The organism is Geodermatophilus sp. TF02-6 (genome assembly GCF_003319115.1).
GTDB lineage: Bacteria > Actinomycetota > Actinomycetes > Mycobacteriales > Geodermatophilaceae > Geodermatophilus.
Genome location: NZ_QOHF01000019.1, coordinates 22,698 through 42,409, shown reverse-complemented (window position 1 = coordinate 42,409; position 19,712 = coordinate 22,698). Strand labels below are relative to the sequence as shown.

The 19,712-nt window shown below is 75.7% G+C and carries 22 protein-coding genes and 3 tRNA genes; 3 read left to right on the top strand and 22 right to left on the bottom strand.

The genetic code is table 11. The features are described 5' to 3' along the window. Nucleotides 1–37: 37 nt before the first annotated feature. From DQ238_RS23350 to DQ238_RS16650, 22 genes are all read right to left on the bottom strand, one after another. Nucleotides 38–640 carry an adenine phosphoribosyltransferase gene (locus DQ238_RS23350; RefSeq protein WP_199506410.1) on the bottom strand — a complete coding sequence of 201 codons (603 nt, stop codon included), beginning with the start codon at nucleotides 638–640 and terminating at the stop codon, nucleotides 38–40. After that, nucleotides 637–2,088: a protein translocase subunit SecF gene (secF, locus tag DQ238_RS16750; protein WP_199506409.1), complete on the bottom strand. Its 1,452-nt coding sequence runs from the start codon at nucleotides 2,086–2,088 to the stop codon at nucleotides 637–639. The genes DQ238_RS23350 and secF overlap by 4 nt, the downstream gene beginning before the upstream one ends. After that, complete coding sequence (secD, locus tag DQ238_RS16745) at nucleotides 2,085–3,770, bottom strand: protein translocase subunit SecD (RefSeq protein WP_113782399.1); 1,686 nt, start codon at nucleotides 3,768–3,770, stop codon at nucleotides 2,085–2,087. Before secD ends, secF begins: the two co-directional genes overlap by 4 nt. Nucleotides 3,771–3,784: 14 nt before the next feature. After that, entirely contained in the window at nucleotides 3,785–4,120 is a 336-nt protein-coding gene (gene yajC / locus DQ238_RS16740) for a preprotein translocase subunit YajC (protein ID WP_113782398.1), read from the bottom strand. A gap of 149 nt (nucleotides 4,121–4,269) precedes the next feature. After that, nucleotides 4,270–5,343 carry a Holliday junction branch migration DNA helicase RuvB gene (gene ruvB, locus DQ238_RS16735; RefSeq protein WP_233496045.1) on the bottom strand — a complete coding sequence of 358 codons (1,074 nt, stop codon included), beginning with the start codon at nucleotides 5,341–5,343 and terminating at the stop codon, nucleotides 4,270–4,272. Nucleotides 5,344–5,449: 106 nt separating this feature from the next. After that, nucleotides 5,450–6,091, bottom strand: a complete 642-nt coding sequence (ruvA, locus tag DQ238_RS16730) for a Holliday junction branch migration protein RuvA (RefSeq protein ID WP_113782397.1) — start codon at nucleotides 6,089–6,091, stop codon at nucleotides 5,450–5,452. 64 nt (nucleotides 6,092–6,155) lie between these two features. Next, on the bottom strand, nucleotides 6,156–6,722 hold the full coding sequence (gene ruvC, locus DQ238_RS16725; RefSeq protein WP_113782396.1) for a crossover junction endodeoxyribonuclease RuvC: 567 nt from the start codon (nucleotides 6,720–6,722) through the stop codon (nucleotides 6,156–6,158). Nucleotides 6,723–7,098: 376 nt separating this feature from the next. Continuing rightward, nucleotides 7,099–7,851, bottom strand: coding sequence for a YebC/PmpR family DNA-binding transcriptional regulator (locus DQ238_RS16720; RefSeq protein WP_113782395.1), 753 nt, complete (start codon nucleotides 7,849–7,851; stop codon nucleotides 7,099–7,101). Beyond that, a complete protein-coding gene (locus DQ238_RS16715) occupies nucleotides 7,848–8,075 on the bottom strand; it encodes a hypothetical protein (protein ID WP_233496036.1) in 228 nt (75 codons plus the stop codon). The genes DQ238_RS16720 and DQ238_RS16715 overlap by 4 nt, the downstream gene beginning before the upstream one ends. Before the next feature lie 11 nt (nucleotides 8,076–8,086). Beyond that, entirely contained in the window at nucleotides 8,087–9,205 is a 1,119-nt protein-coding gene (locus tag DQ238_RS16710) for a DUF418 domain-containing protein (protein WP_113782394.1), read from the bottom strand. A gap of 36 nt (nucleotides 9,206–9,241) precedes the next feature. Then, nucleotides 9,242–9,790 carry a hypothetical protein gene (locus DQ238_RS16705; protein ID WP_113782393.1) on the bottom strand — a complete coding sequence of 183 codons (549 nt, stop codon included), beginning with the start codon at nucleotides 9,788–9,790 and terminating at the stop codon, nucleotides 9,242–9,244. Nucleotides 9,791–9,801: 11 nt separating this feature from the next. Then, the gene (locus DQ238_RS16700; protein WP_113782392.1) at nucleotides 9,802–11,034 is read right to left on the bottom strand and encodes a glycosyltransferase family 4 protein; all 1,233 of its coding nucleotides are present in this window, start codon (nucleotides 11,032–11,034) and stop codon (nucleotides 9,802–9,804) included. Next, nucleotides 11,034–12,077 (bottom strand): phosphatidylinositol mannoside acyltransferase, encoded by a 1,044-nt coding sequence (locus tag DQ238_RS16695; protein ID WP_113782391.1) that lies wholly within the window; start codon nucleotides 12,075–12,077, stop codon nucleotides 11,034–11,036. Before DQ238_RS16695 ends, DQ238_RS16700 begins: the two co-directional genes overlap by 1 nt. Beyond that, entirely contained in the window at nucleotides 12,074–12,802 is a 729-nt protein-coding gene (pgsA, locus tag DQ238_RS16690) for a phosphatidylinositol phosphate synthase (RefSeq protein ID WP_113782390.1), read from the bottom strand. Before pgsA ends, DQ238_RS16695 begins: the two co-directional genes overlap by 4 nt. After that, entirely contained in the window at nucleotides 12,802–13,407 is a 606-nt protein-coding gene (locus DQ238_RS16685) for an HIT domain-containing protein (RefSeq protein WP_199506408.1), read from the bottom strand. The genes pgsA and DQ238_RS16685 overlap by 1 nt, the downstream gene beginning before the upstream one ends. After that, entirely contained in the window at nucleotides 13,404–15,476 is a 2,073-nt protein-coding gene (gene thrS, locus DQ238_RS16680; RefSeq protein ID WP_113782389.1) for a threonine--tRNA ligase, read from the bottom strand. Before thrS ends, DQ238_RS16685 begins: the two co-directional genes overlap by 4 nt. Before the next feature lie 56 nt (nucleotides 15,477–15,532). Then, a complete protein-coding gene (locus tag DQ238_RS16675; RefSeq protein ID WP_113782388.1) occupies nucleotides 15,533–16,138 on the bottom strand; it encodes an MOSC N-terminal beta barrel domain-containing protein in 606 nt (201 codons plus the stop codon). Next, a complete protein-coding gene (locus DQ238_RS16670; RefSeq protein WP_233496035.1) occupies nucleotides 16,135–16,587 on the bottom strand; it encodes an HNH endonuclease in 453 nt (150 codons plus the stop codon). Before DQ238_RS16670 ends, DQ238_RS16675 begins: the two co-directional genes overlap by 4 nt. A gap of 87 nt (nucleotides 16,588–16,674) precedes the next feature. Beyond that, nucleotides 16,675–16,746: transfer RNA gene (locus tag DQ238_RS16665), tRNA-Val, on the bottom strand. A gap of 97 nt (nucleotides 16,747–16,843) precedes the next feature. After that, nucleotides 16,844–17,194, bottom strand: coding sequence for a TIGR02611 family protein (locus DQ238_RS16660; protein ID WP_255418065.1), 351 nt, complete (start codon nucleotides 17,192–17,194; stop codon nucleotides 16,844–16,846). Between the two features lie 119 nt (nucleotides 17,195–17,313). Then, on the bottom strand, nucleotides 17,314–18,234 hold the full coding sequence (locus DQ238_RS16655) for an anti-sigma factor (protein WP_113782386.1): 921 nt from the start codon (nucleotides 18,232–18,234) through the stop codon (nucleotides 17,314–17,316). Then, nucleotides 18,231–18,848 (bottom strand): sigma-70 family RNA polymerase sigma factor, encoded by a 618-nt coding sequence (locus tag DQ238_RS16650; protein ID WP_233496033.1) that lies wholly within the window; start codon nucleotides 18,846–18,848, stop codon nucleotides 18,231–18,233. The genes DQ238_RS16655 and DQ238_RS16650 overlap by 4 nt, the downstream gene beginning before the upstream one ends. Nucleotides 18,849–18,987: 139 nt before the next feature. Between DQ238_RS16650 and DQ238_RS16645 the strand changes: the two genes are divergently transcribed. The 3 genes from DQ238_RS16645 to DQ238_RS16635 all read left to right on the top strand — a co-directional run bounded on the left by DQ238_RS16645 (nucleotide 18,988) and on the right by DQ238_RS16635 (nucleotide 19,679). Beyond that, nucleotides 18,988–19,434, top strand: a complete 447-nt coding sequence (locus tag DQ238_RS16645) for an SsgA family sporulation/cell division regulator (RefSeq protein ID WP_113782385.1) — start codon at nucleotides 18,988–18,990, stop codon at nucleotides 19,432–19,434. Nucleotides 19,435–19,494: 60 nt separating this feature from the next. After that, a tRNA-Gly gene (locus tag DQ238_RS16640) sits at nucleotides 19,495–19,567 on the top strand. A 41-nt stretch (nucleotides 19,568–19,608) separates the two neighbouring features. Further along, nucleotides 19,609–19,679, top strand: a tRNA-Cys gene (locus DQ238_RS16635). Nucleotides 19,680–19,712: the final 33 nt, after the last annotated feature.

Below are 19,712 nucleotides of genomic sequence, written 5' to 3'. Positions count from 1 at the left end.
CACCAGGGGAAACGCGCCCCGACTCGGGCACCTTCCCTCAGGTGGTCCAGAGCGCGTGCACGGTGTGCGGGGCCAGCCGCTGGCGGCCGCCGAGCGCGGTGAGCTCCACGACCACCGAGACGGCGCTCACCACGCCGCCGAGCCGCTCCACCAGGGCGATCGCCGCCCCGAGGGTGCCCCCGGTGGCCAGGACGTCGTCCACGACGAGCACCCGCTGACCGGGCCGGACCGCGTCGGAGTGCAGCTCCAGCGTGGCCGTGCCGTACTCCAGCGCGTACTCGGCGGCGATCCGCTCGCGGGGCAGCTTGCCGGCCTTGCGGACGGGCACCACCCCGACGCCGGCGTCGAGGGCCACGGCGGCCGCCAGGAGGAACCCGCGGGCCTCGACGCCGACGACGACGTCGAACCCCGGGTCCGCCCCGCCGGAGGCCAGCGCGGCCACCCGCGGGTCCGCGGCGGAGGGAGCGGCCAGGCCGTCGATCATCCGCCGGAAGGCGTGCCCGTCGGCGAACACCGGGGTCAGGTCGCGGAACACCACGCCCGGCTCGGGGTGGTCGGGGACGTCGACGGTGAGGCCGGCGATGAGCTCGTCGAGCGGCGGTTCGGCGGCGCCCTCGGCCGCCGCGGCGTCGGCGCTCACCGGCGCTTCCGGGAGCCGCTGCCCGAACGGCGCCCCCCGGGCCGCTGCGGGCGGGCGCCCGGGCGCGGTGCGGCCGTCGCCCCGCTGCGCGGCTCGGCCGTGCGGCCGCTTCCCGACGGCACCGGCCGGCCGCCGGGCTGCTCCGGCCGCACCGACTCCGGCGACTCGACCACGACGTCGACCCGGGCCGGCCCCAGGTCCTCCTCGCGCTCGGCCAGGGCCACCCCTCCGCCGCGGCGGGCGCCGGCCGCGGCGCGGCGGGCGCTGGCCACCGGCGCACGGCCGGCGGCGGTACCGGCCTGCCGGGCCTGGGCGGCCCGGCGGGCGAGCACCCGCTTGCGCAGGGCCACGACTTCCGGGTCGCGCTCCTCGAGGTCGGCCACGATCGGGGTGGCCAGGAAGATCGACGAGTAGGTGCCGGCGGCCAGCCCGACGAACAGCACCAGGGCGAGGTCCTTGAGCGTGCCGACGCCGAGCAGCCCGGCGCCCACGAACAGCAGCCCGGCCACCGGCAGCAGCGCGATCACCGAGGTGTTGATCGAGCGCATCAGCGTCTGGTTGACCGCCAGGTTGGCCGCCTCGCCCCAGGTCATCCGGGCACTCCGGGTCAGGCCCCGGGTGTTCTCGTCGACCTTGTCGAACACGACGACGGTGTCGTAGAGCGAGAAGCCGAGGATGGTGAGGAAGCCGATCACCGTCGACGGCGTGACCTCGAAACCGACGAGGGCGTAGATGCCGGCGGTGACGACGATGTCGTGGACCAGCGCGGCGATGGCACCGATGGCCATCGTGAGCCGGAAGCGGACGGCCAGGAAGAGCACCACCGCGACGAGGAAGACCGCGAGCGCGATGAGCGCCTGTCTGGTGATGTCCTGGCCCCACGCGGCGCTCACCGCCTGCTGGGCGACCTCGTTCGGCTGCACGCCGGCCGCCTGGGCCACGGCGTCGACGACCCTGTTCTCGCCCGCGTTGTCCAGGGCGCCGGTGCGCAGCAGGATCGAGTTGCCGCCGACCACCTGGGCGCTGGCCACCTGGGCTCCGGCGTCCTCGGCCGCCGTCTGCACCGCAGAGAGGTCGGCGCCGGTGCCCGGCACCCGGAAGCTGTTGCCGCCGGCGAACTCGATGCCGAAGTTGAACCCGCGGAAGACGATCGCGCCGACGCAGACCAGCACGACCACCGCGGTGAGCAGGTAGATCCGCCTGCTGTTGCCGACGACGTCGAGCCCGGCCTCGCCGTTGTAGAGCCGGTGGGCCAGGGAGGCACGCCGCTGCGGCGAGCGGGTGCCGGCGCGCCGCTGCGCCAGCAGCCCCGCGTCGGCGAGCGCGTCGTCGTCGGCGGCGGCGGCCGCGTCGGAGCGCACGGCGCCGTCGTCCTGGCCCTCGTCGGCGTCCGTGCCGAGCGGGACCGCCACGTCGGCGGGGCCGTCGGCAGGCTCGCGGCGGGTCATGAGGAGCTCCTGTCGTGGGCTGCGGGACGCGCCGCGCCGGCGCCGACCAGCTCGCGGCCGGGCGCGGTGGGGACGGTCGCCGCCCGGCGGCCGCGGTCGACGTTGCCCAGCCCGGAGATCCGGCTGCTGCCGAACGACCGGAAGCGGGCCAGGACGGCCATCAGCGGGTGGGTGAAGAGGAAGACGACGACCAGGTCGAGCACGGTCGACATGCCCAGGGTGAACGCGAAGCCCTTCACGTCGCCGATGGCCAGGACGTAGAGGATCGCCGCGGCGAGGAAGCTGACCGCGTCGGCCGACAGGATCGTCCGGCGGGCCCGGACCCACGCCCGCGGCACCGCCGAGCGCAGCGTGCGGCCCTCACGGATCTCGTCCTTGAGCCGTTCGAAGTAGACGACGAACGAGTCGGCGGTGATGCCGATCGAGACGATGAACCCGGCGATGCCGGCCAAGCTGAGGGTGAAGCCGATCTGCCGGCCGAGCAGCACGAGGACGGCGTAGACGACCACGGCCGACAGGATCAGGCTGGCGATCATCACCAGCCCGAGCAGCCGGTAGTAGACCAACGCGTAGACGAACACCAGGGCGATGCCGATGGCGCCGGCGATCAGTCCGGCGCGCAGCTGCTCGGCGCCCAGCTCGGTGGAGATCGACTGGGCGGTGGCCTGGGTGAAGGTGAGCGGCAGGGCGCCGTAGCGCAGCTGGTTGGCCAGCTGCTCGGCGCCGGCCCGGTCGAAGTTGCCGGTGATCGTCGTCTGGCCGTTGATGGCGCCCTGGATGGTCGGCGCCGAGACGACCCGCCCGTCGAGGGTGAAGGCGACGTTCTCGCCGACGTGGGCGGCGGTGTAGGCGGCCCAGGTGTCCCGGCCGGTGGAGTCGAAGTCGAGCAGGACCACCCACTCGCCGGTGGTCTGCTGGGTGCCGGCGCTGGCGTCGACGATGTCGGTCCCCTCGAGGATGGCCGGGCCCAGCAGGTACTTGGCCTGCCCGTCCTCGGAGCAGGCGGCGACGTGGTCCTGGGGGCGGTCGACGGCCCCCGGCGCCTGGTCGGTGCCGCAGGTGAGGGTGGCGTACTCGGCGGCCGCCTGCTCCTGGGTCACCGGGGGCGCGTCGGGGTCGGGCAGCGAGGGGTCGGCGACGGCGTCCCCCGAGGGAGCCGCGGTGGTGGGCGCCGCCGGCGTCGACGGGGCCGCGCCGTCGCTGGGCGCCGGGGTGTCGGTGGGCGTGGGGGTGTCGGTGGGCGCTGCGGGGGTGCCGGTGGGGGACCCGTCGGTCGGCGGGGTGCTCTGGTCGGCCGCCGGCGTCGCCGGTTCGGGGCCGGCGAGCACCGGGCGGAAGCGCAGCTGCGCGGTCTGGCCCAGCTCGCGGGCCTGCTCGCCGTTGTCCCCGGGGACGGAGATGACGATGTTCGAGTCGCCCTCGGTGACCACCTCGGCCTCGGCGACGCCCAGGCCGTTGACCCGCTGCTCGATGATCTGGCGGGCCAGCTCGAGGTCCTCGGGGGCGGGTGCCCGCCCGTCCGGGGTGCGGGCGGTGAGGGTGACCGTCGTGCCGCCGCGCAGGTCGAGCCCCAGCTGCGGCGTGCGCGTGTCGCCGGTGAGGAAGACCAGGCCGTAGAGCACGGCCACGATGAGGACGAAGGCGCCGAAGTACCGGCGCGCAGGGAACTGGCGTTGGGCCACGGTGCCGCTCCGGCTCAGCGGAGGCGGTCGGCCGGGCCGCCGTCCGTCGGGCCGTTCGGCTCGTCGCCGGCCACGGTGGACCCGGTGTCGACGGCGGGGCGGACCTCGAGGATGGCCTGCCGGGCGAAGGTGACCACGACGCCGGGAGCGATCTGCAGGTCCACGGTGCCGGTGCCCAGGCCGGCGACCGTGCCGTGCAGGCCGGCGGTGGTGACGACCGGGGTGCCCGGGGTCAGCGACTCCTGCATCGCCCGCTGCTGGGCCTGCACCCGCTTGCGCTGCCGGGCGGGCAGCACGATCAGCAGGACGAAGGCCAGGGCCAGGACGACGAGCGGGAAGAACTGCTCCACGATGGATGTGCCTCTCTACCGCGCGGTGCGGGCCGCGGTGGGTGCGGTCCGGGATGGGACCGCTCGGGTACGTCGGCTGCGGCACGCCGGGACATCCGGGCGGGACGCGCGCGGCCACGGCCGGACGAGCGCGCCAGCGCCTTCGCAGTCTAGGCGTCGAAGAGGGTCTCTGACGACGACCCGGGTGCCTGCGGATCCGGCGCACCCCGACCGAGGGGGATGCCGCCCCGGGGCAGGGGCTGGCCCAGGTGCCGCCACGCCGCCTCGGTCGCCACCCGCCCGCGCGGTGTGCGGGCGAGCAGGCCGGCCCGCACGAGGAACGGCTCGCACACCTCCTCGACGGTGTGCGGCTCCTCCCCCACCGCGACCGCCAGCGTGGCCACGCCGACCGGGCCGCCGCCGAAGCGCACGACCAGGGCCTCGAGGACGGCGCGGTCGAGCCGGTCCAGCCCGAGGTGGTCGACGTCGTAGAGCGCCAGCGCGGCCTCGGCGACCGCCCGGGTCACCCGCCCGTCGGCCCGGACCTCGGCGTAGTCGCGGACCCGGCGCAGCAGCCGGTTGGCGATGCGTGGCGTCCCCCGGGAGCGGCCGGCGATCTCCGCCGAGCCGTCCTCGGTGAGCTCGACGCCCAGCAGCGCGGCGCTGCGGGCCAGCACCTGCTGCAGCTCGGCCGGTTCGTAGAACTCCATCTGCCCGACGAAGCCGAACCGGTCGCGCAGCGGCCCGGTGAGCAGGCCGGCCCGCGTGGTGGCCCCGACCAGCGTGAACGGGTTGATCTCCAACGGGATGGCGGTGGCTCCGGGGCCCTTGCCGACGACGACGTCGACCCGGAAGTCCTCCATCGCCATGTAGAGCAGCTCCTCGGCCGGGCGGGCGATCCGGTGGATCTCGTCGATGAACAGCACGTCACCGGGGCTGAGGTTGGACAGCATCGCGGCGAGGTCGCCCGAGCGCTCGATCGCCGGACCGCTGGTGATCTTCACCGACGTCCCCAGCTCGGAGCCGATGATCAGCGCCAGGCTGGTCTTGCCCAGGCCGGGTGGGCCGGAGAGCAGCACGTGGTCCGGCGGCCGGCCGCGGCGCTTGGCGCCCTCGAGCACCAGCTCGAGCTGGCGGGCGACCTTCGGCTGGCCGATGAAGTCGGCCAGCGAGTGCGGCCGCAGCGCCGACTCGACGACCCGCTCCTCGTCACCGGCGCGCGGGTCGACGGCGTCGTCGGGGATCCGCCCGGGGCCGGCGTCGGCGGCCGACAACCCGCGGTCGAACGGCGCGCTCACCCTGTCCTCCGTTCGCTCCCGCCCGGCGGGGCCGGCAGGCTCACGAAGCCGCTCACGACCGCCCCAGCAGGCGCAGCGCCTGGCGCAGCAGGACGGCGACCTCCACGGCGCCGGTGGCGGCCAACTGTTCGTCGGCGACCGGCGCGAGCTGGGCGACCGCGCCGTCGACTTCCTTGCCGGTCCAGCCGAGGCTGACCAGGGCGGAGGTCAGCTGGTCCCGCCACGACGCCACCGGGACGAGGGCCGGCGGACCCGCGAGTGCCGGACCGCCGTCCAGCTGGGTGTCGGTGGTGGTGACGCCCAGCCGGTCGCGCAGCTCGAGGATCAGCCGCTCGGCGCCCTTCTTGCCGATGCCCGGGACCTGGGTGAGCGCCTTGACGTCGGCCATCGACACCGCCCGGCGCACCTCGCGCGGCGGGTGGATCGCCAGCACGGCCTGCGCCAGCCGGGGCCCCACCCCGTTGGCGGTCTGCAGCAGCTCGAACAGCTGGCGCTCGTCGTCGTCGGCGAACCCGTAGAGGGTGAGCGAGTCCTCGCGCACCACCAGGCTGGTCGCCAGGCGGGCGGCCTCCCCCACCTGCAGGCGGGCGATCGTGCCGGGGGTGCACTGCACCGACAGCCCGATGCCCCCGACCTCGACGACCGCGCCGTCCGGCGACACCGCCGCCACCCGGCCCGACACACTGGCGATCAACGTCCCGCTCCCGTTGCGCGCGGGCCGCCGCGGCGCCCCGTCGGCGTGCGGCCACCGGGGGCGGTCACCGCGACACCCCCGTCCACCTCGGCAGCGTCGTCGACCGGACCGGCGCGCCGATCCCGCCGGCCAGCGCGGCCACCCGCAGTCGCTGCTGGGCCGGCCCGCGCCAGGCGTGGCAGACCGCCAGCGCGAGCGCGTCGGCGGCGTCGGCCGGCTTGGGCGGGCTGGCCAGCCCGAGCACCCGGGTGACCATCACGGTGACCTGCTCCTTGTCGGCCCGGCCGCTGCCGGAGATCGCGGCCTTGACCTCGCTGGGCGTGTGCCAGGCGACCGGCCGGTCGGCCTGGGCCGCGGCCAGCGCCGCGACGCCGGCCGCCTGCGCGGTGCCGGTGGCGGTGCCCTTGTTGCTCTGGGTGAACACCCGCTCGATCGCCACGACGTCCGGCCGGTGCTCGCGCAGCAGCGCGGTGACGGCGGTGTGCAGCTCCAGCAGCCGCAGCTCCAGGTCGAGCTCGGCCGGGGTACGCACCACCCCCACCCCCACCGCGGTGGGCCGCGCACCGGGCCGCCCGTCGACCACACCCCACCCGCACCGGGTGAGGCCCGGGTCGATGCCGAGCACCCGCATGGAGGCACCTCCCGTCGTGGCCGAACGCGTGTTCGACCCCACGCTAGCCGCCGCCACCGACCTCCGGGAACGCAACACGCGGTCGGTCGCCGGCACGGGTCTCCGCCTCCCGACGGGATGGCGCCGGAGACGGCGAGGCCGCGGCGACTGAGGACCCCGGGCGTACAGCGGCCGCACGCGGCGGGCGGGCGGAGGTGGTCCTCCGATCACGATCTCGGTGCCGTCGGCCCGCCAGGAGCGCCAGCGCCCGTCGGGCTGCTGCTCCACCCGGGAGCCGTGGTGGACACGTGGTGGACACGTGGTGCGAGCGGCGGTCGCGGAGGAGAGCGCTGCCGCCGCGACGGGCCGGGCTCCTCGCCTGGCTAGGAGGCCGGAGTCAGCCGACCTTCTCGAGCACCTCGTCGGAGACGTCGTAGTTGGCGTACACGTTCTGCACGTCGTCGCAGTCCTCGAGGGCGTCGATGAGCCGGAAGACCCTGGCGGCCGGCTCCTCGTCGAGCTCGACGGTCACGCTGGGCACGAACCCCGCCTCGGCCGAGTCGTAGTCGATGCCGGCGTCCTGCAGCGCGGTGCGGACGGCGACGAGGTCCCCCGGCTCGGAGATGACCTCGAAGGAGTCCCCCTGGTCGCGGACCTCCTCGGCGCCCGCGTCGAGGACGGCCATCAGCACGGTGTCCTCGTCCACACCGGCGCCCCGGGGGACGACGACGACGCCCTTGCGGGAGAACAGGTAGGAGACCGAGCCCGGGTCGGCCATCGAGCCGCCGTTGCGGGTCATCGCGGTGCGGACCTCGGAGGCGGCCCGGTTGCGGTTGTCGGTGAGGCACTCGACGAGCACGGCCACCCCGCCGGCGGCGTAGCCCTCGTACATGATGGTCTGGTAGTCGGCGGCGCCGGCCTCCAGGCCCGCGCCGCGCTTGACCGCCCGGTCGATGTTGTCGTTCGGGACCGAGGACTTCTTGGCCTTCTGGATGGCGTCGTAGAGCGTGGGGTTGCCCGCCGGGTCCCCGCCGCCGACGCGCGCGGCGACCTCCACGTTCTTGATCAGCTTGGCGAACAGCTTGCCGCGCTTGGCGTCGACCGCGGCCTTCTTGTGCTTCGTCGTCGCCCACTTGGAGTGGCCGCTCACGGTGTACCCCTCTCGTCGCCGGCGGCAGCGCCGGCCCTCTCGGCCAGGTGGCGGCGGACGATGTCGACGAACAGCGCGTGCACCCGGCGGTCCCCGGTCAGCTCGGGGTGGAAGCTGGTGGCCACCAGGTCCCTCTGGCGGACGGCGACGATCCTACCGTCGGCGCGTCCGCCGACGGCCACGCGCAGGGGCTCCAGCAGGCCGATGACGGGGTCTCGCGGCACGGGCAGGCTGGCTACGGCCCCGCCGTCCGCCGCGAGCTCCAGGTCAGCAACCGCTCCAGCGGCCCCTGCCCGATCTGCAGCCGCCAGGCCGGGGCGAGCACCAGCGCGGTGACGGCGAACCGCGCCCACGTCCCCCAGCCCGCGGTCGGGTCGGCGTCCAGCACCGCGATGGCTGCGATCTGCACGGTGTAGACCGTCAGGGCCATCGCGCCCACCGACGCCAGCGGGTACGTCAGCCGCGGCAGCCGGTCGGCGAGGACCAGGCACCCGCCGACGACCGCGACCGCCACGCCCGTCGAGCCGACCACCTCGAACGGCGTACCGCTGTGCGGCTCGGCGCCGGCGAACCAGGCCGGGTCCCACGTGCCGGGGCTGGCGAAGCCCGTCTCCATCCCCCCGAACCGGCGTCCCGGCCCGGCCAGCCGGGCGCTCAGCCACCCGCCGCCGTAGCCGAGCACCGCGGCCAGCGCCCCGCCGGCGACCAGGCCCGCGCGAACCCGGCCGGCGCGCAGGTCGAGCCGGCCCACCGCCAGCCCCACCAGCACGAACGCCAGCCAGACCAATGCCGGGTAGTACCCGGTGGCGAGCAGCCAGGTGAACGGGTCGCCCTCCTCGTCGCGAGCAGTGGCGTACCGCGCCACCGCGAGGGTGAGCGGCGGCCCGGCCAGGGCGACGACGCCGGCCGCGAGCAGCAGGCGCCGCGGCGGCCAGCGCAGGAACGGCAGGGCGAGGACGAACAGGACGGCGTAGACGCCGAGGATGACGGCGACCGAGGTGTCCAGCAGTTCCAGCACCCCGCCGATCGCGAACACCCAGGCTGCCCGGACGAGGATCCGGGTGCGGGCCCGGGCCAGCTCGCGCCCGGCCACCGGCCGCGAGCCGCCCGACAGCAGCGCGACGGAGACGCCGGCCAGCGTGGCGAACAGGACCGACGAGCGCCCGTCCACGACCGCGGCCCAGGTGGACGGCGACCAGTCGAGGTGCCCGGGGTCGCCCAGGTGGGCGGCGAACATGCCGAGCACGGCCAGGCCGCGGGCGGCGTCGACCCCGGCCACCCGCCGCGGGGCGCCGGGCCGTCCACCGGCCCGGGTGGGCTCGGGACGGGGCGACGGCGTCGCCTCGCCGGTCATCGTCCTCGGGGGTCGACGGGGAGGGGCGGCACCGTGCTACGGGCGGGCGCGTCCGCCACCGGCGGCGCTGCTGGTGACCTCGCGCAGGCCGTCCTCGATGTCGAAGAAGCGGGGCAGCGGCCGGGAGGCGTGCAGCCGCAGCAGGCTCGGCAGCCGCCGGGTGCGCAGCAGGTGGGTGTCCCGGACGGCGTCGTTGTAGAACCGCCGGGCCAGGCCGATCCGGGTCGCCGTACCCTCCAGGTCGGCACGCAGCGCGGCCGGCGCCCCGGGCAGCCCGTGCGGCAGCTCGCGCAGCTCGCGGCCCAGCGCGTTCTCGGCCAGCTCGCGGTCGCCGGCGAGCGGGGTACGGGCTTCCCGCGCGGTGGCCGCCAGCCGGGCGGCCCGCTCCTCCCCCACGGCGTCGGTGTGGTCGCGGGAGAGCTCGGCGGCCAGGGCCGCACGGCGCTGCAGCTGGGTGTCCAGGACGGTCCACGCCCGGTCGACGCGTGCCTCCAGCCGGCCCAGCCGGGTCAGCGTCCAGGCCGACCAGACGACCAGGAGCAGAGCGACGACGGCGACGGCGAGCAGCCAGACGTCGGGAGTCACGGCGGGTCAGGCTATCGCTGTACCCACCGGCGCAGGACCGTCCGCAGCGGGGCGCCGTCGGGCTCACCGCCCGACACGCCGGGGACCGCGGCGAGCCCCGGGTCGTCGTCCTGCGCGGTGACCTCGCCGCTACCGAGGAGGGCGACGGTCTCGTACACGTCGAGGACGCGGCGGGCGACCACCGACCAGTCGTAGGCCGCGGCCACCCGGGTGCCGGTGGCCGAGAGCCGGGCCCGCCGCTGCGGGTCGGCGAGCAGGTCGCCCAGCGCGCGGGCCAGCTCGCGGGCGTCGCCGCGGCGCACCAGCACGCCCGCGGCGCCGTCCTCCAGGACCGTGGCGAAGGCGTCGAGGTCGCTGGCGACGATCGGCGCGCCGGCGGCCATCGCCTCGATGAGGACGATGCCGAAGGACTCCCCCAGCAGGTTGGGCGCGCAGTAGACGTCCACCGACCGCAGGAAGGCGGCCTTGTCCTCCTCGGAGAGCTCGCCGAGCAGCGACACGTGCGGCCGCAGGTCGTCGTCCAGCAGGCCGTGCACGGCGTCGGGGTCCCCGCGGCCGGCGATGAGCAGCTGCGCGCCCGGGTGCCGCCGCACCACGGCACGCATCGCCTCCAGCAGCACCGGCAGGCCCTTGCGCGGCTCCTCGTAGCGGCCGAGGAAGCCGATGGTCGGCCCGTCGACGCCGCGGGTGCGACCGGGCAGGGTCGGGCCCTCGGCGAACGCGGCGACGTGCACCCCGTTGGGGATGATCACCGCGTCGCCGCCCAGGTGCTCCACCTGGACCCGGCGGGCGAAGTCGGAGACGGCGATCCGGCCGGTGATCTTCTCCAGCCACGGGCGGATCACCGGCCCCCAGGCGGCCAGCCACTTCGACCGGGTGGTCGCCGCGTGGAAGGTGGCCACGATCGGCCCGGTGGCGATCATGCAGACCAGCAGGCCGATCGACGGCGGCGCCGGGTCGTGCACGTGGACGACGTCGAAGTGCCCCTCGCGCAGCCAGCGGCGCACCCGCGCCGCCGAGACCGGCCCGAACTGCACGCTGGCCATCGAGCCGTTGTACGGGATCGGCACGGTGCGCCCGGCCCAGGTGACGTGCTCGGCGGGCAGCGACTCCTCGCGCTCGGCCGGGGTGAGCACCTCCACGTGGTGGCCCGTCGCGCGCAGCGTCTCGGCGAGGTCGCGCACGTGGTACTGGACGCCGCCGGGGACGTCCCACTGGTAGGGGCAGACCAGCCCGATCCGCATCAGGGGCGCTCCGACCCGGTCCGGTTCGACGGGCCCGACGGAGCCGGGCCGCGCGCCGGGTCGGGCGGGACGTCGGCCCAGACCCGGCCCGGCACGTGCCAGTCCTCGGGGCGCTGCGCGATGACGTCGGTGAAGAAGTCGGCGACCCCCTGCATCCCCGCCGTGACGCGCTCGCGCAGGCGGCCGGGCCCGTCGACCGGCACCTCGGCGCCGACGTCGAGCCGCCACCCGCGGTCGGTGAACCGGCAGACCACCGGGTGCAGCGAGGCACCGGTCTGCGCGGCCAGCAGCGCCGGGCCGCCGGGCATCGTCGCCGGCCGGCCGAAGAACTCGACCGGGACGCCGTCGGCGCCCAGGTCGCGGTCGACCAGCAGGCAGGCCGAGCCGCCGCCGTCCAGCCACTCGCGCAGGACGGCCGAGCTCGATCGCGGCCCGCCGGTCAGCGGGACCACCCGCATGCCCAGCGACTCGCGGTAGTCGAGGAAGCGCCGGTACAGCGACTCGGGGCGCAGGCGCTCGGCGACGGTCAGGAACGGCCCGCCCAGCCAGTCGACGAACCACACGCCGGCAGCGTCCCAGTTGCCGCTGTGCGGGAGGGCCAGGACGACGCCGCGCCCGGCGGCCCGCGCCCGGTCCAGGTGCTCGATGCCGGGCACGACGGTGCCGGCGAGGATGCGCGCGGTGCCGAGCCGCGGCAGCCGGAAGGCCTCCTGCCAGTAGCGCGCGTAGGAGCGCACCGCGCGCGCGGTGAGCGCGTCGAGCTCGGCGTCGGGCAGCCGCCCGCCGGTGACGACCCGCAGGTTGGCGCGCAGCTGCCGGACGCCGCGCCCACCGCGCCGGGCCGCCTCCCGGCCGGCGGCGTCGAAGGCGCCGCGGGCCACCGGCTCGGGCAGCAGCCGCACCGCGCCCCACCCGGCGGCGAAGCCGAGGTCGGTGAGCCGGGCCGTGGCCCGGGCGTGCAGCCCGCGCCGCGCCGGGACCAGCCGCAGCGTGGGCGCGGACGGGACCGGCTGCCCGGCCCCCGTCCGGGGCGCGTCGGTCACGGCACCGCCCCCTCCGACGGCGGGGTGGGCCGGGAGGTCGTCGGTCGGGTGGGTGGGGGGGTCGTCGGTCGGGCGGGTGGGGAGGTCGTCGGCGGGGTGGGTGGGGAGGTCGTCGCCAGCGGCCGGCCGCGCGACTGGCGGTGGACGGCGGCGAAGCGCTGCCAGACGGTGACGGCGCTGCCCACGAGCAACACCCACAGCGCCACGTGCAGGGCGTACGGGATGCCCAGGCCGGTGAACCCGGTCCCGGTGAGCACCAGGATGAGCCGCTCGGTGCGCTCGACGATGCCGACGTCGCAGGACAGCCCCAAGCCCTCGGCGCGGGCCTTCACGTAGGAGGTGAGCACGCCGAGGACCAGGCACAGCAGGGCCAGCAGCACCAGCAGCCGGTTGTCGCCGGCTCCGCCGAACCACCACACGAGCGCGCCGAAGATCGCCGCATCGGCCGCGCGGTCGCCGGTGGAGTCCAGCACGGCCCCGAACACCGACCCGCCGCCGCGGGCCCGCGCCAGGGCGCCGTCGAGCATGTCGAGCAGCACGCAGAGAGTGACGGTGAACGCGCCCCAGAACAGGTGACCGGTGGCGATCAGCCCGACCGACCCGGCGATCGCGCCGAGGGTGCCGGTCACGGTGACCACGTCCGCGGTCACCCCGGCCCGGACCAGCTGGGTCACCACGGGCGCCCAGAACCGCGCGACGGCGGCGCGGGCGTTGACGCCGAGCATCAGTCCCCCCGGGGCCGGCCGTCCGGCCAGTGCTCGGCCAGCAGCGCACGGGTCTCGGTGAGCACCTGCGGCAGCACCCGGGTGAGGCCGATGACCGGCATGAAGTTGGTGTCGCCGCCCCACCGCGGCACGGCGTGCTGGTGCAGGTGGTCGGCGATGCCGGCGCCGGCGACCGAGCCCTGGTTCATCCCGATGTTGAACCCGTGCGCCCCGCTCACCGCGCGCACCACCCGCATCGCCCGCTGGGTGAAGGCGCCGAGCTCGGCGACCTCCTGCTCGGTGAGGTCGGTGTAGTCGGGCACGTGCCGGTACGGGACGAGCATGAGGTGGCCGGCGTTGTACGGGTACAGGTTGAGGACGGCGAAGACGCGCTCGCCGCGGGCGACGACGAGCCCCTCCTCGTCGCTCATCCGCGGGATGAGGCAGAACGGGCAGTCGTGCGCGCCGGTGGGCTTGCCCTCGCCGCGGATGTAGGCCATCCGGTACGGCGTCCACAGGTGCTCGAAGACCGTGGCCGGGCCGCCGTCGTCGCTGGACACGGCGACCTGGAAGGCCTGCCGGTCCTCGGTCCCGTCCGCCCTGCTGCTCGTCCGGCCACCGGTCATCCGGCCACCAGCGCCTCGGCCGTCGGATCGGTGTTGGCCCGGCTCTCCACCCACTGCACGATCGCGGCCACCGCCTGGTCCACGGGCACGCCGTTGCGCTGGCTGCCGTCGCGGAAGCGGAAGGAGACCGCGCCGGCGTCGGCGTCCGTGGCCCCGGCGATGAGCACGAACGGCACCTTCTGCTTGCTGGCGGTGCGGATCTTCTTCTGCATCCGGTCGTCGGAGTCGTCGATCTCCACCCGGATGCCGCGGGCGCGCAGCTGCAGCGCGACGTCGCGCAGGTAGGGCACCTGCTCGTCGGTGACCGGGATGCCCACGACCTGCACCGGCGCCAGCCAGGCCGGGAAGGCGCCGGCGTAGTGCTCGGTGAGGACGCCGAAGAACCGCTCGATCGACCCGAACAGCGCGCGGTGCAGCATCACCGGCCGCTGCCGCGAGCCGTCCGGCGCCGTGTACTCCAGCCCGAAGCGCTCGGGCTGGTTGAAGTCGACCTGGATGGTCGACATCTGCCACGACCGGCCGATCGCGTCGCGCACCTGGACGGAGATCTTCGGGCCGTAGAACGCCGCGCCCCCGGGGTCGGGTACGAGCTCCAGGCCGGAGTCCAGCGCCGCCTGTCGGAGCGCCTCGGTGGCCACCTCCCAGCTCTCCTCGCTGCCGACCGACTTCTGCGGGTCGCGGGTGGACAGCTCCAGGTAGAAGTCGGTCAGGCCGTAGTCGGCCAGCAGGCCGAGGACGAAGTCGAGCAGGCTGCGCAGCTCGCCGGGCATCTGGTCGGGCGTGCAGTAGATGTGCGCGTCGTCCTGGGTGAACCCCCGGGCCCGGGTCAGGCCGTGGACCACGCCGGACTTCTCGTAGCGGTAGACGGTGCCGAACTCGAACAGCCGCAGCGGCAGCTCCCGGTAGGAGCGCCCGCGCGAGGCGTACACCAGGTTGTGCATGGGGCAGTTCATCGGCTTGAGGTAGTAGTCCTGCCCCTGCCGGCGGACGTTGCCCTCGGCGTCGCGCTCCTCGTCGAGGTGCATGGGCGGGTACATGCCCTCGGCGTACCAGTCGAGGTGCCCGGAGGTCTGGAACAGCTGCCCCTTGGTGATGTGCGGGGTGGCGACGAACGAGTAGCCGGCCGCCTCGTGCCGCTGCCGGCTGTAGTCCTCCATCTCCCGGCGGACGACCCCGCCCTTCGGGTGGAAGACGGGCAGGCCGGAGCCGATCTCGTCGGGGAAGCTGAACAGGTCCAGCTCGGCCCCCAGCCGCCGGTGGTCACGGCGCTCGGCCTCGGCCAGCTGCTCGAGGTAGGCCTTGTGCGCCTCCCGGCTCTCCCACGCGGTGCCGTAGATGCGCTGCAGCTGCGGGTTCTGCTCGCTGCCCCGCCAGTAGGCGGCCGCCGACCGGGTGAGGGAGAACGCGGGGATGCTGCTGGTGCGCGGCACGTGCGGGCCGCGGCACAGGTCGGTCCACACCAGCTCGCCGGTGCGGGCGTCGCGGTTGTCGTACATGGTCAGCTGCGCGCCGCCGACCTCGACCGACGCCCCCTCGGCGGCGGGGAGGGCGGGGTCATCAGCACCGCCTCCCTTGAGGTCGACGAGCTCGAGCTTGTACGGCTCGTGCGCCAGCTCCTCCTTCGCGTCGGCGTCGGAGATCTCGCGCCGGGAGAAGTACTGGCCGGCCTTCACGATCTCCCGCATCCGCTTCTCGAGGGCCTGCAGGTCCTCGGGGGTGAACGGCCGCTCGGGGTCGAAGTCGTAGTAGAAACCGTTCTCGATCGGCGGGCCGATGCCCAACCGGGTGCCCGGGAAGAGGTCCTGCACCGCCTGGGCCAGCACGTGCGCGGTGGAGTGCCGGATCACCGCGCGCCCCTCCGGGCTGGCGGCCGGCACGGGCTCGACCTCGGCGTCGGTCTCGGGGACCCAGGCCAGGTCCCTGAGGTCGCCGGTGGCCAGGTCGCGGACGACGACCGCGCCGTCGGGGCCCTTCATGCCGATCCCGGCCGCCTCGAGCGCGTCCTGGGCCGTCGTCCCGGCCGGCACCCGGATCGGGGCGGCGGCGGCGAGGGTGGGCGCGGCTGACACGGGAGCTCCTGGAGGTCGTCGGACGCAGCTCCTGCGAGCCTAGTGCGCGGCGCGGGTCACCCCGGGACGACGGTGGGTCCGGCCGCCTGCCCCGCACCGGCCTCCCGGGAGGCGACCAGCTCGACGCGGTCGCCCACCCGCACCCTGCCGGGCCGCCGCACCTCGGCGTAGACGCCGAGGCAGTGCTTGGGTGTGCGGGTGACCTCGACCTCCACCTCACCGACGCGCAGCGTGCGGCCGGTCCAGTCCCGCTCGTCGGCGCCGTCGGGCAGGTCCACCAGGAGGTTCGCGCGGGGGTCGTCGGCCGAGCAGCCCTCGGGGACGTCGCCGGCAGCGGCCCGGGCCACGGCCGCGCGGCTGACCAGGTGCACCGCGGCGGCGTCCACCTGCGGGGCACCGGAGCGCTCCAACCGCACCGGACGACCGAGCACCTCGGTGAGGGTGATCGTGTCGGCCTCGTCGTCCCCCGTGGCGACCACCTCGGCCATCGCGGGCGTCGACTTCACCGTCACCCGCTCCCCCGTCGTCGCGTCGACGACGGTCCACACCCGGTCGCCGACCAGGCCCTCCGGCCCCACCTCGGCCTCCCGGACGGTCCGGCCGGCCAGGCTCTTCACCGGGTAGACCGTCACCTGCTCGACCCTGCCCACGACGTCGGTCACGAGGCGACCGTACGACGATCCGGGCCCGCCGCACCCGGCAGCCGACGGCGCAGCCGGCGCAGCTGGGCGTCCAGGTGGGGACGCGCACGACGCTGGCCGCCCGCGCGGTCGATGGCGGCCTGCAGGTCGGTCAGCGCCCGCGCGAGCCGGGCCGCGTCGGGCCGCCAGCCGCGGCGCTCGCACTCCTCCAGCCAGTCCACCGGCGCGCGGTGCCCGCGCTCGGCGTTGCACCGGCGGCAGGCGGCCACCTCGTTCTCCAGCCACGAGGGGCCGCCCTTGACCCGGGGGACGACGTGCTCGGTGGTGGGCGCGACCAGGCCGCCCAGCTCGCGGCCGCACCAGATGCAGGTGGCGCCGTCCCGCTCGAGGACCACGGCGAGGCGTTCGGCGCGCCCCGGCTGCCGCGGGCGGACCGGGTCGGGAACGGCGGGGGTGCGGCGCGGGGACATCTCCCCCATGGTCCCCCTCCGCCGGCGCCGCCGCCGCGGAACGAGGAGAGGCCCGGCCGCCGTCGCGGACCGGGCCTCTCGCGGGAGTGGGCGATACTGGGTTCGAACCAGTGACCTCTTCGGTGTGAACGAAGCGCTCTACCACTGAGCCAATCGCCCGTGCTGTTCATTGTGCCAGACGCCCATCGCTGGAACGGCACCCACCCCGGCGCCGGACGTTCACCGCCGGAACGGCACCCACCCCGGCACCGGACGTTCACCGCCAGAGCGGCACCCACCCCGGCACCCAGGTGGGGACGCCGGTCACGTGCAGGGTGACGAGCAGGACGCCGTAGACGAACGCCGCGGTGACGAGGGCGACCGCCAACCGCACCCACGCCGCCTGCCGGCCCAGCCAGTCGGTCCAGGCCCGGACGTGCCGCTTGGTGAACTCCAGCAGCCGCTCGGCCCAGAAGAACTCGGTGGCCAGCACGAACAACCCGGCGATCACGGTCAGCCAGCCGGGCCCCGGCAGCGGGATCGTCACCAGGCCGACCGCGACGACCAGCCCACCGACGACCCCGACGCACACCCGGTAGGTGGAGTCGACGGTGCGCCGCGCGGCCAGCCGACGGCGCCAGCGCGTCTCGGCGATCCGCTCCCGGAGGCTGCGGTGACCGTGCGCAGCGTGGGCCCACCGCTGACCGGGCGCCTCGGGAACGGGTCGCGCCGCCGTCTCGTGTCCGCTCAGCTGGTCACCTCCCCGTCCGCGACGATCTCCGTCGGCCGTGCCGGCATCCGGCGACCGGGCTCGAGGCTGACGGCGTAGCCGGTGTAGTCGTCGAGGCCGGTCGAGGCCGAGCCTACGGTGCGCAGGTCCATCCGCGACGACACGACGTCGAAGGTGCCCAGCGGGACCGGCAGTCCCTCGGCGGTGCCCCACACGACGTAGGTCTGCTCCGAGGTGTCGTTGGGCCGCAGCCCGTGCGTGACCACCTGCACCTGCCCGTTGCGGGCGATCACCGTGGCCAGCGGCGTGCCGTCATTCCCGGACAGCGGCGCGATGGCGGCGTGGCCGGGGGTCAGCAGGGCGTTGACCAGTTCCTGCTGCCGGGCGGCGGTCGCCTGCGCGTCGTCCCGCGCGGAGCTCAGGAGAACGTTCCAGGTACCCAACGCCAGGATGGCCGCCACCGCCGCCGCGACCAGGGCGTTGGGCAGCACCCGCCGCCACGCGCTCGGCGGCACCCGGCGGCCCACCGGGGTGGACGGCCGGAAGCCGGGCGAGGTGGCGGGCGGCCGGACGCCGGGGGACGCCGCGGCCGGGTGCTCGGTCCAGCGGGTGGCCCCGGCCGGTGCGGCCGGGGCCGGCCGCACCGGCCGGTCCGGCACGGGAGGCGGCGCGGACACCTGGTCGGTCTCCTCCACCGCGGCCCGCAGCCGCTCGCGCAGCCGCTCGGGCGGGTCGACCGTGGTCAGGCCGGTGGCCATGGCGCCCATCACCTCGCCGGTCTCGGTGACCGTGCGCCGGCAGCGTGCGCACTCGGGCAGGTGCGCGGCGAAGAGGGACTCCTCCTCGGGCTCGAGCGCGTGCAGCGCCCAGCCGACGGCCAGCTCGTCGAAGACCTCGTGCTCCCCGCGCCGCGGCGCGCCGCCCCGGTCCTCCCTCACCGCCCGGCCCCCCCGATCGGGGCGCCGCCGCCGGACGAGGCGCTCGTGCCGCCGAGCTCCTCGGCGAGCCGGCGCATGCCCGCGAGCATGCGCGACGTGACCGTGCCGAGCGGAGCCCGGGTCAGGGCGGCGACCTCCCGCTGGGTGTATCCGCCGTAGTAGGCCAGCGCGAGCGCCTCCCGCTGGTCGTCGGGCAGGGCGCCGAGCGCGGCGCGCACCCGCTGGGCGGCCGGGCGCCGCCCCCCCGCGTCCCGGGACGACGAGGGTGCCGCGGCGCCCGCGTCGTCCTCGGCACGGACCGGCCGGCGCCGCTGGGACTCCCCACGCCGGACGGCGTCGACGGCCCCGTGGTGGACGACGGCCAGCAGCCAGGACGAGAAGCTGCCGCGGCTGCGGTCGTAGGCGCCGGGGTCGCGCCAGACGCCGAGGAACACCTGCTGCAGCACGTCCTCGGCGAGCGCGTCGTCGGCGAGGATGCGCCGCGCCAGGGTGAAGGCCGGCCGGCCGAAGCGGTCGAACAGCTCGGTCACGGCACCGCGGTCCCCCGCGCGCATCCGCGCCACGAGGTCGGCGTCCCCGGAGTCGTCGCCGACACGCCGGGCCGGGCTGCTCACGAGTCCATCGTCACACGCGCCGTGCGCGGCGGGGAGAGACCACGGTTCAGCTCGTCCCGCAGCGGGCACTCACCGGGTCGATCCGCCCGGAGTCGCCCGGGCGCCCTTCCCGCTCGACGGAAAGGTCGTTGCAGCCGACATGACGAGCAGCTCCCCGCCCGGGTACACCTGTGCCACGACCCTGCACCTGATCGGTCCACGGTCCTGGACCGAGGTGCCCGCGCTGCTCAGCTACGAGGTCGGCGACCCGTTCGCCGTCCGGATCATCTTCGGCGACAGCGGCGAGGAGGACACGGGCATCTCCTGGCTGGTGGGCCGCGAGCTGCTGCAGGCGGGCCTGGACCGGCCGACGGGCGAGGGCGACGTGCGGCTGTGGCCGTCCCGGACGTCGAACGACGTCCTCTTCCTGCACCTGCGCGCGCCCTCGGGCGAGGCGCTGTTCGAGGCCTCCCGCGGCACGGTCGCCGGGTTCCTGCAGCTCACCGCCACCGTCGTCCCGCTCGGCGAGGAGTCCTCCGTGCTGGACGTGGACGACGAGTTGACCACCCTGCTGTCCAACGGCGGCGCCGACCCGAGCGGCCGGTGAGCCGGGGGCCCCCTGCGAACCCCCCTCCGACGTCGGGTATGGTTCTCCTCGTACGACAGCGCGGACGTGGCTCAGTTGGTAGAGCATCACCTTGCCAAGGTGAGGGTCGCGGGTTCGAATCCCGTCGTCCGCTCGGGACCTCGGGCGCTGGTCGCGAGACCGGCGCCCGCGTGCGGTGGAGTGGCCGAGAGGCGAGGCAACGGCCTGCAAAGCCGTCTACACGGGTTCAAATCCCGTCTCCACCTCGGCTCCCCGCCGAGCGCGGTGGAGGGGGACCC

Coding starts and splice junctions, on each gene's coding strand:
- secF (WP_199506409.1), bottom strand. CDS start 2,088: ATGACCCGCCGCGAGCCTGCCGACGGCCCCGCCGACGTGGCGGTCCCG.
- ruvC (WP_113782396.1), bottom strand. CDS start 6,722: ATGCGGGTGCTCGGCATCGACCCGGGCCTCACCCGGTGCGGGTGGGGT.
- DQ238_RS16710 (WP_113782394.1), bottom strand. CDS start 9,205: ATGACCGGCGAGGCGACGCCGTCGCCCCGTCCCGAGCCCACCCGGGCC.
- DQ238_RS16700 (WP_113782392.1), bottom strand. CDS start 11,034: ATGCGGATCGGGCTGGTCTGCCCCTACCAGTGGGACGTCCCCGGCGGC.
- pgsA (WP_113782390.1), bottom strand. CDS start 12,802: ATGCTCGGCGTCAACGCCCGCGCCGCCGTCGCGCGGTTCTGGGCGCCC.
- DQ238_RS16685 (WP_199506408.1), bottom strand. CDS start 13,407: ATGACCGGTGGCCGGACGAGCAGCAGGGCGGACGGGACCGAGGACCGG.
- DQ238_RS16670 (WP_233496035.1), bottom strand. CDS start 16,587: ATGTCCCCGCGCCGCACCCCCGCCGTTCCCGACCCGGTCCGCCCGCGG.
- DQ238_RS16645 (WP_113782385.1), top strand. CDS start 18,988: ATGACGAGCAGCTCCCCGCCCGGGTACACCTGTGCCACGACCCTGCAC.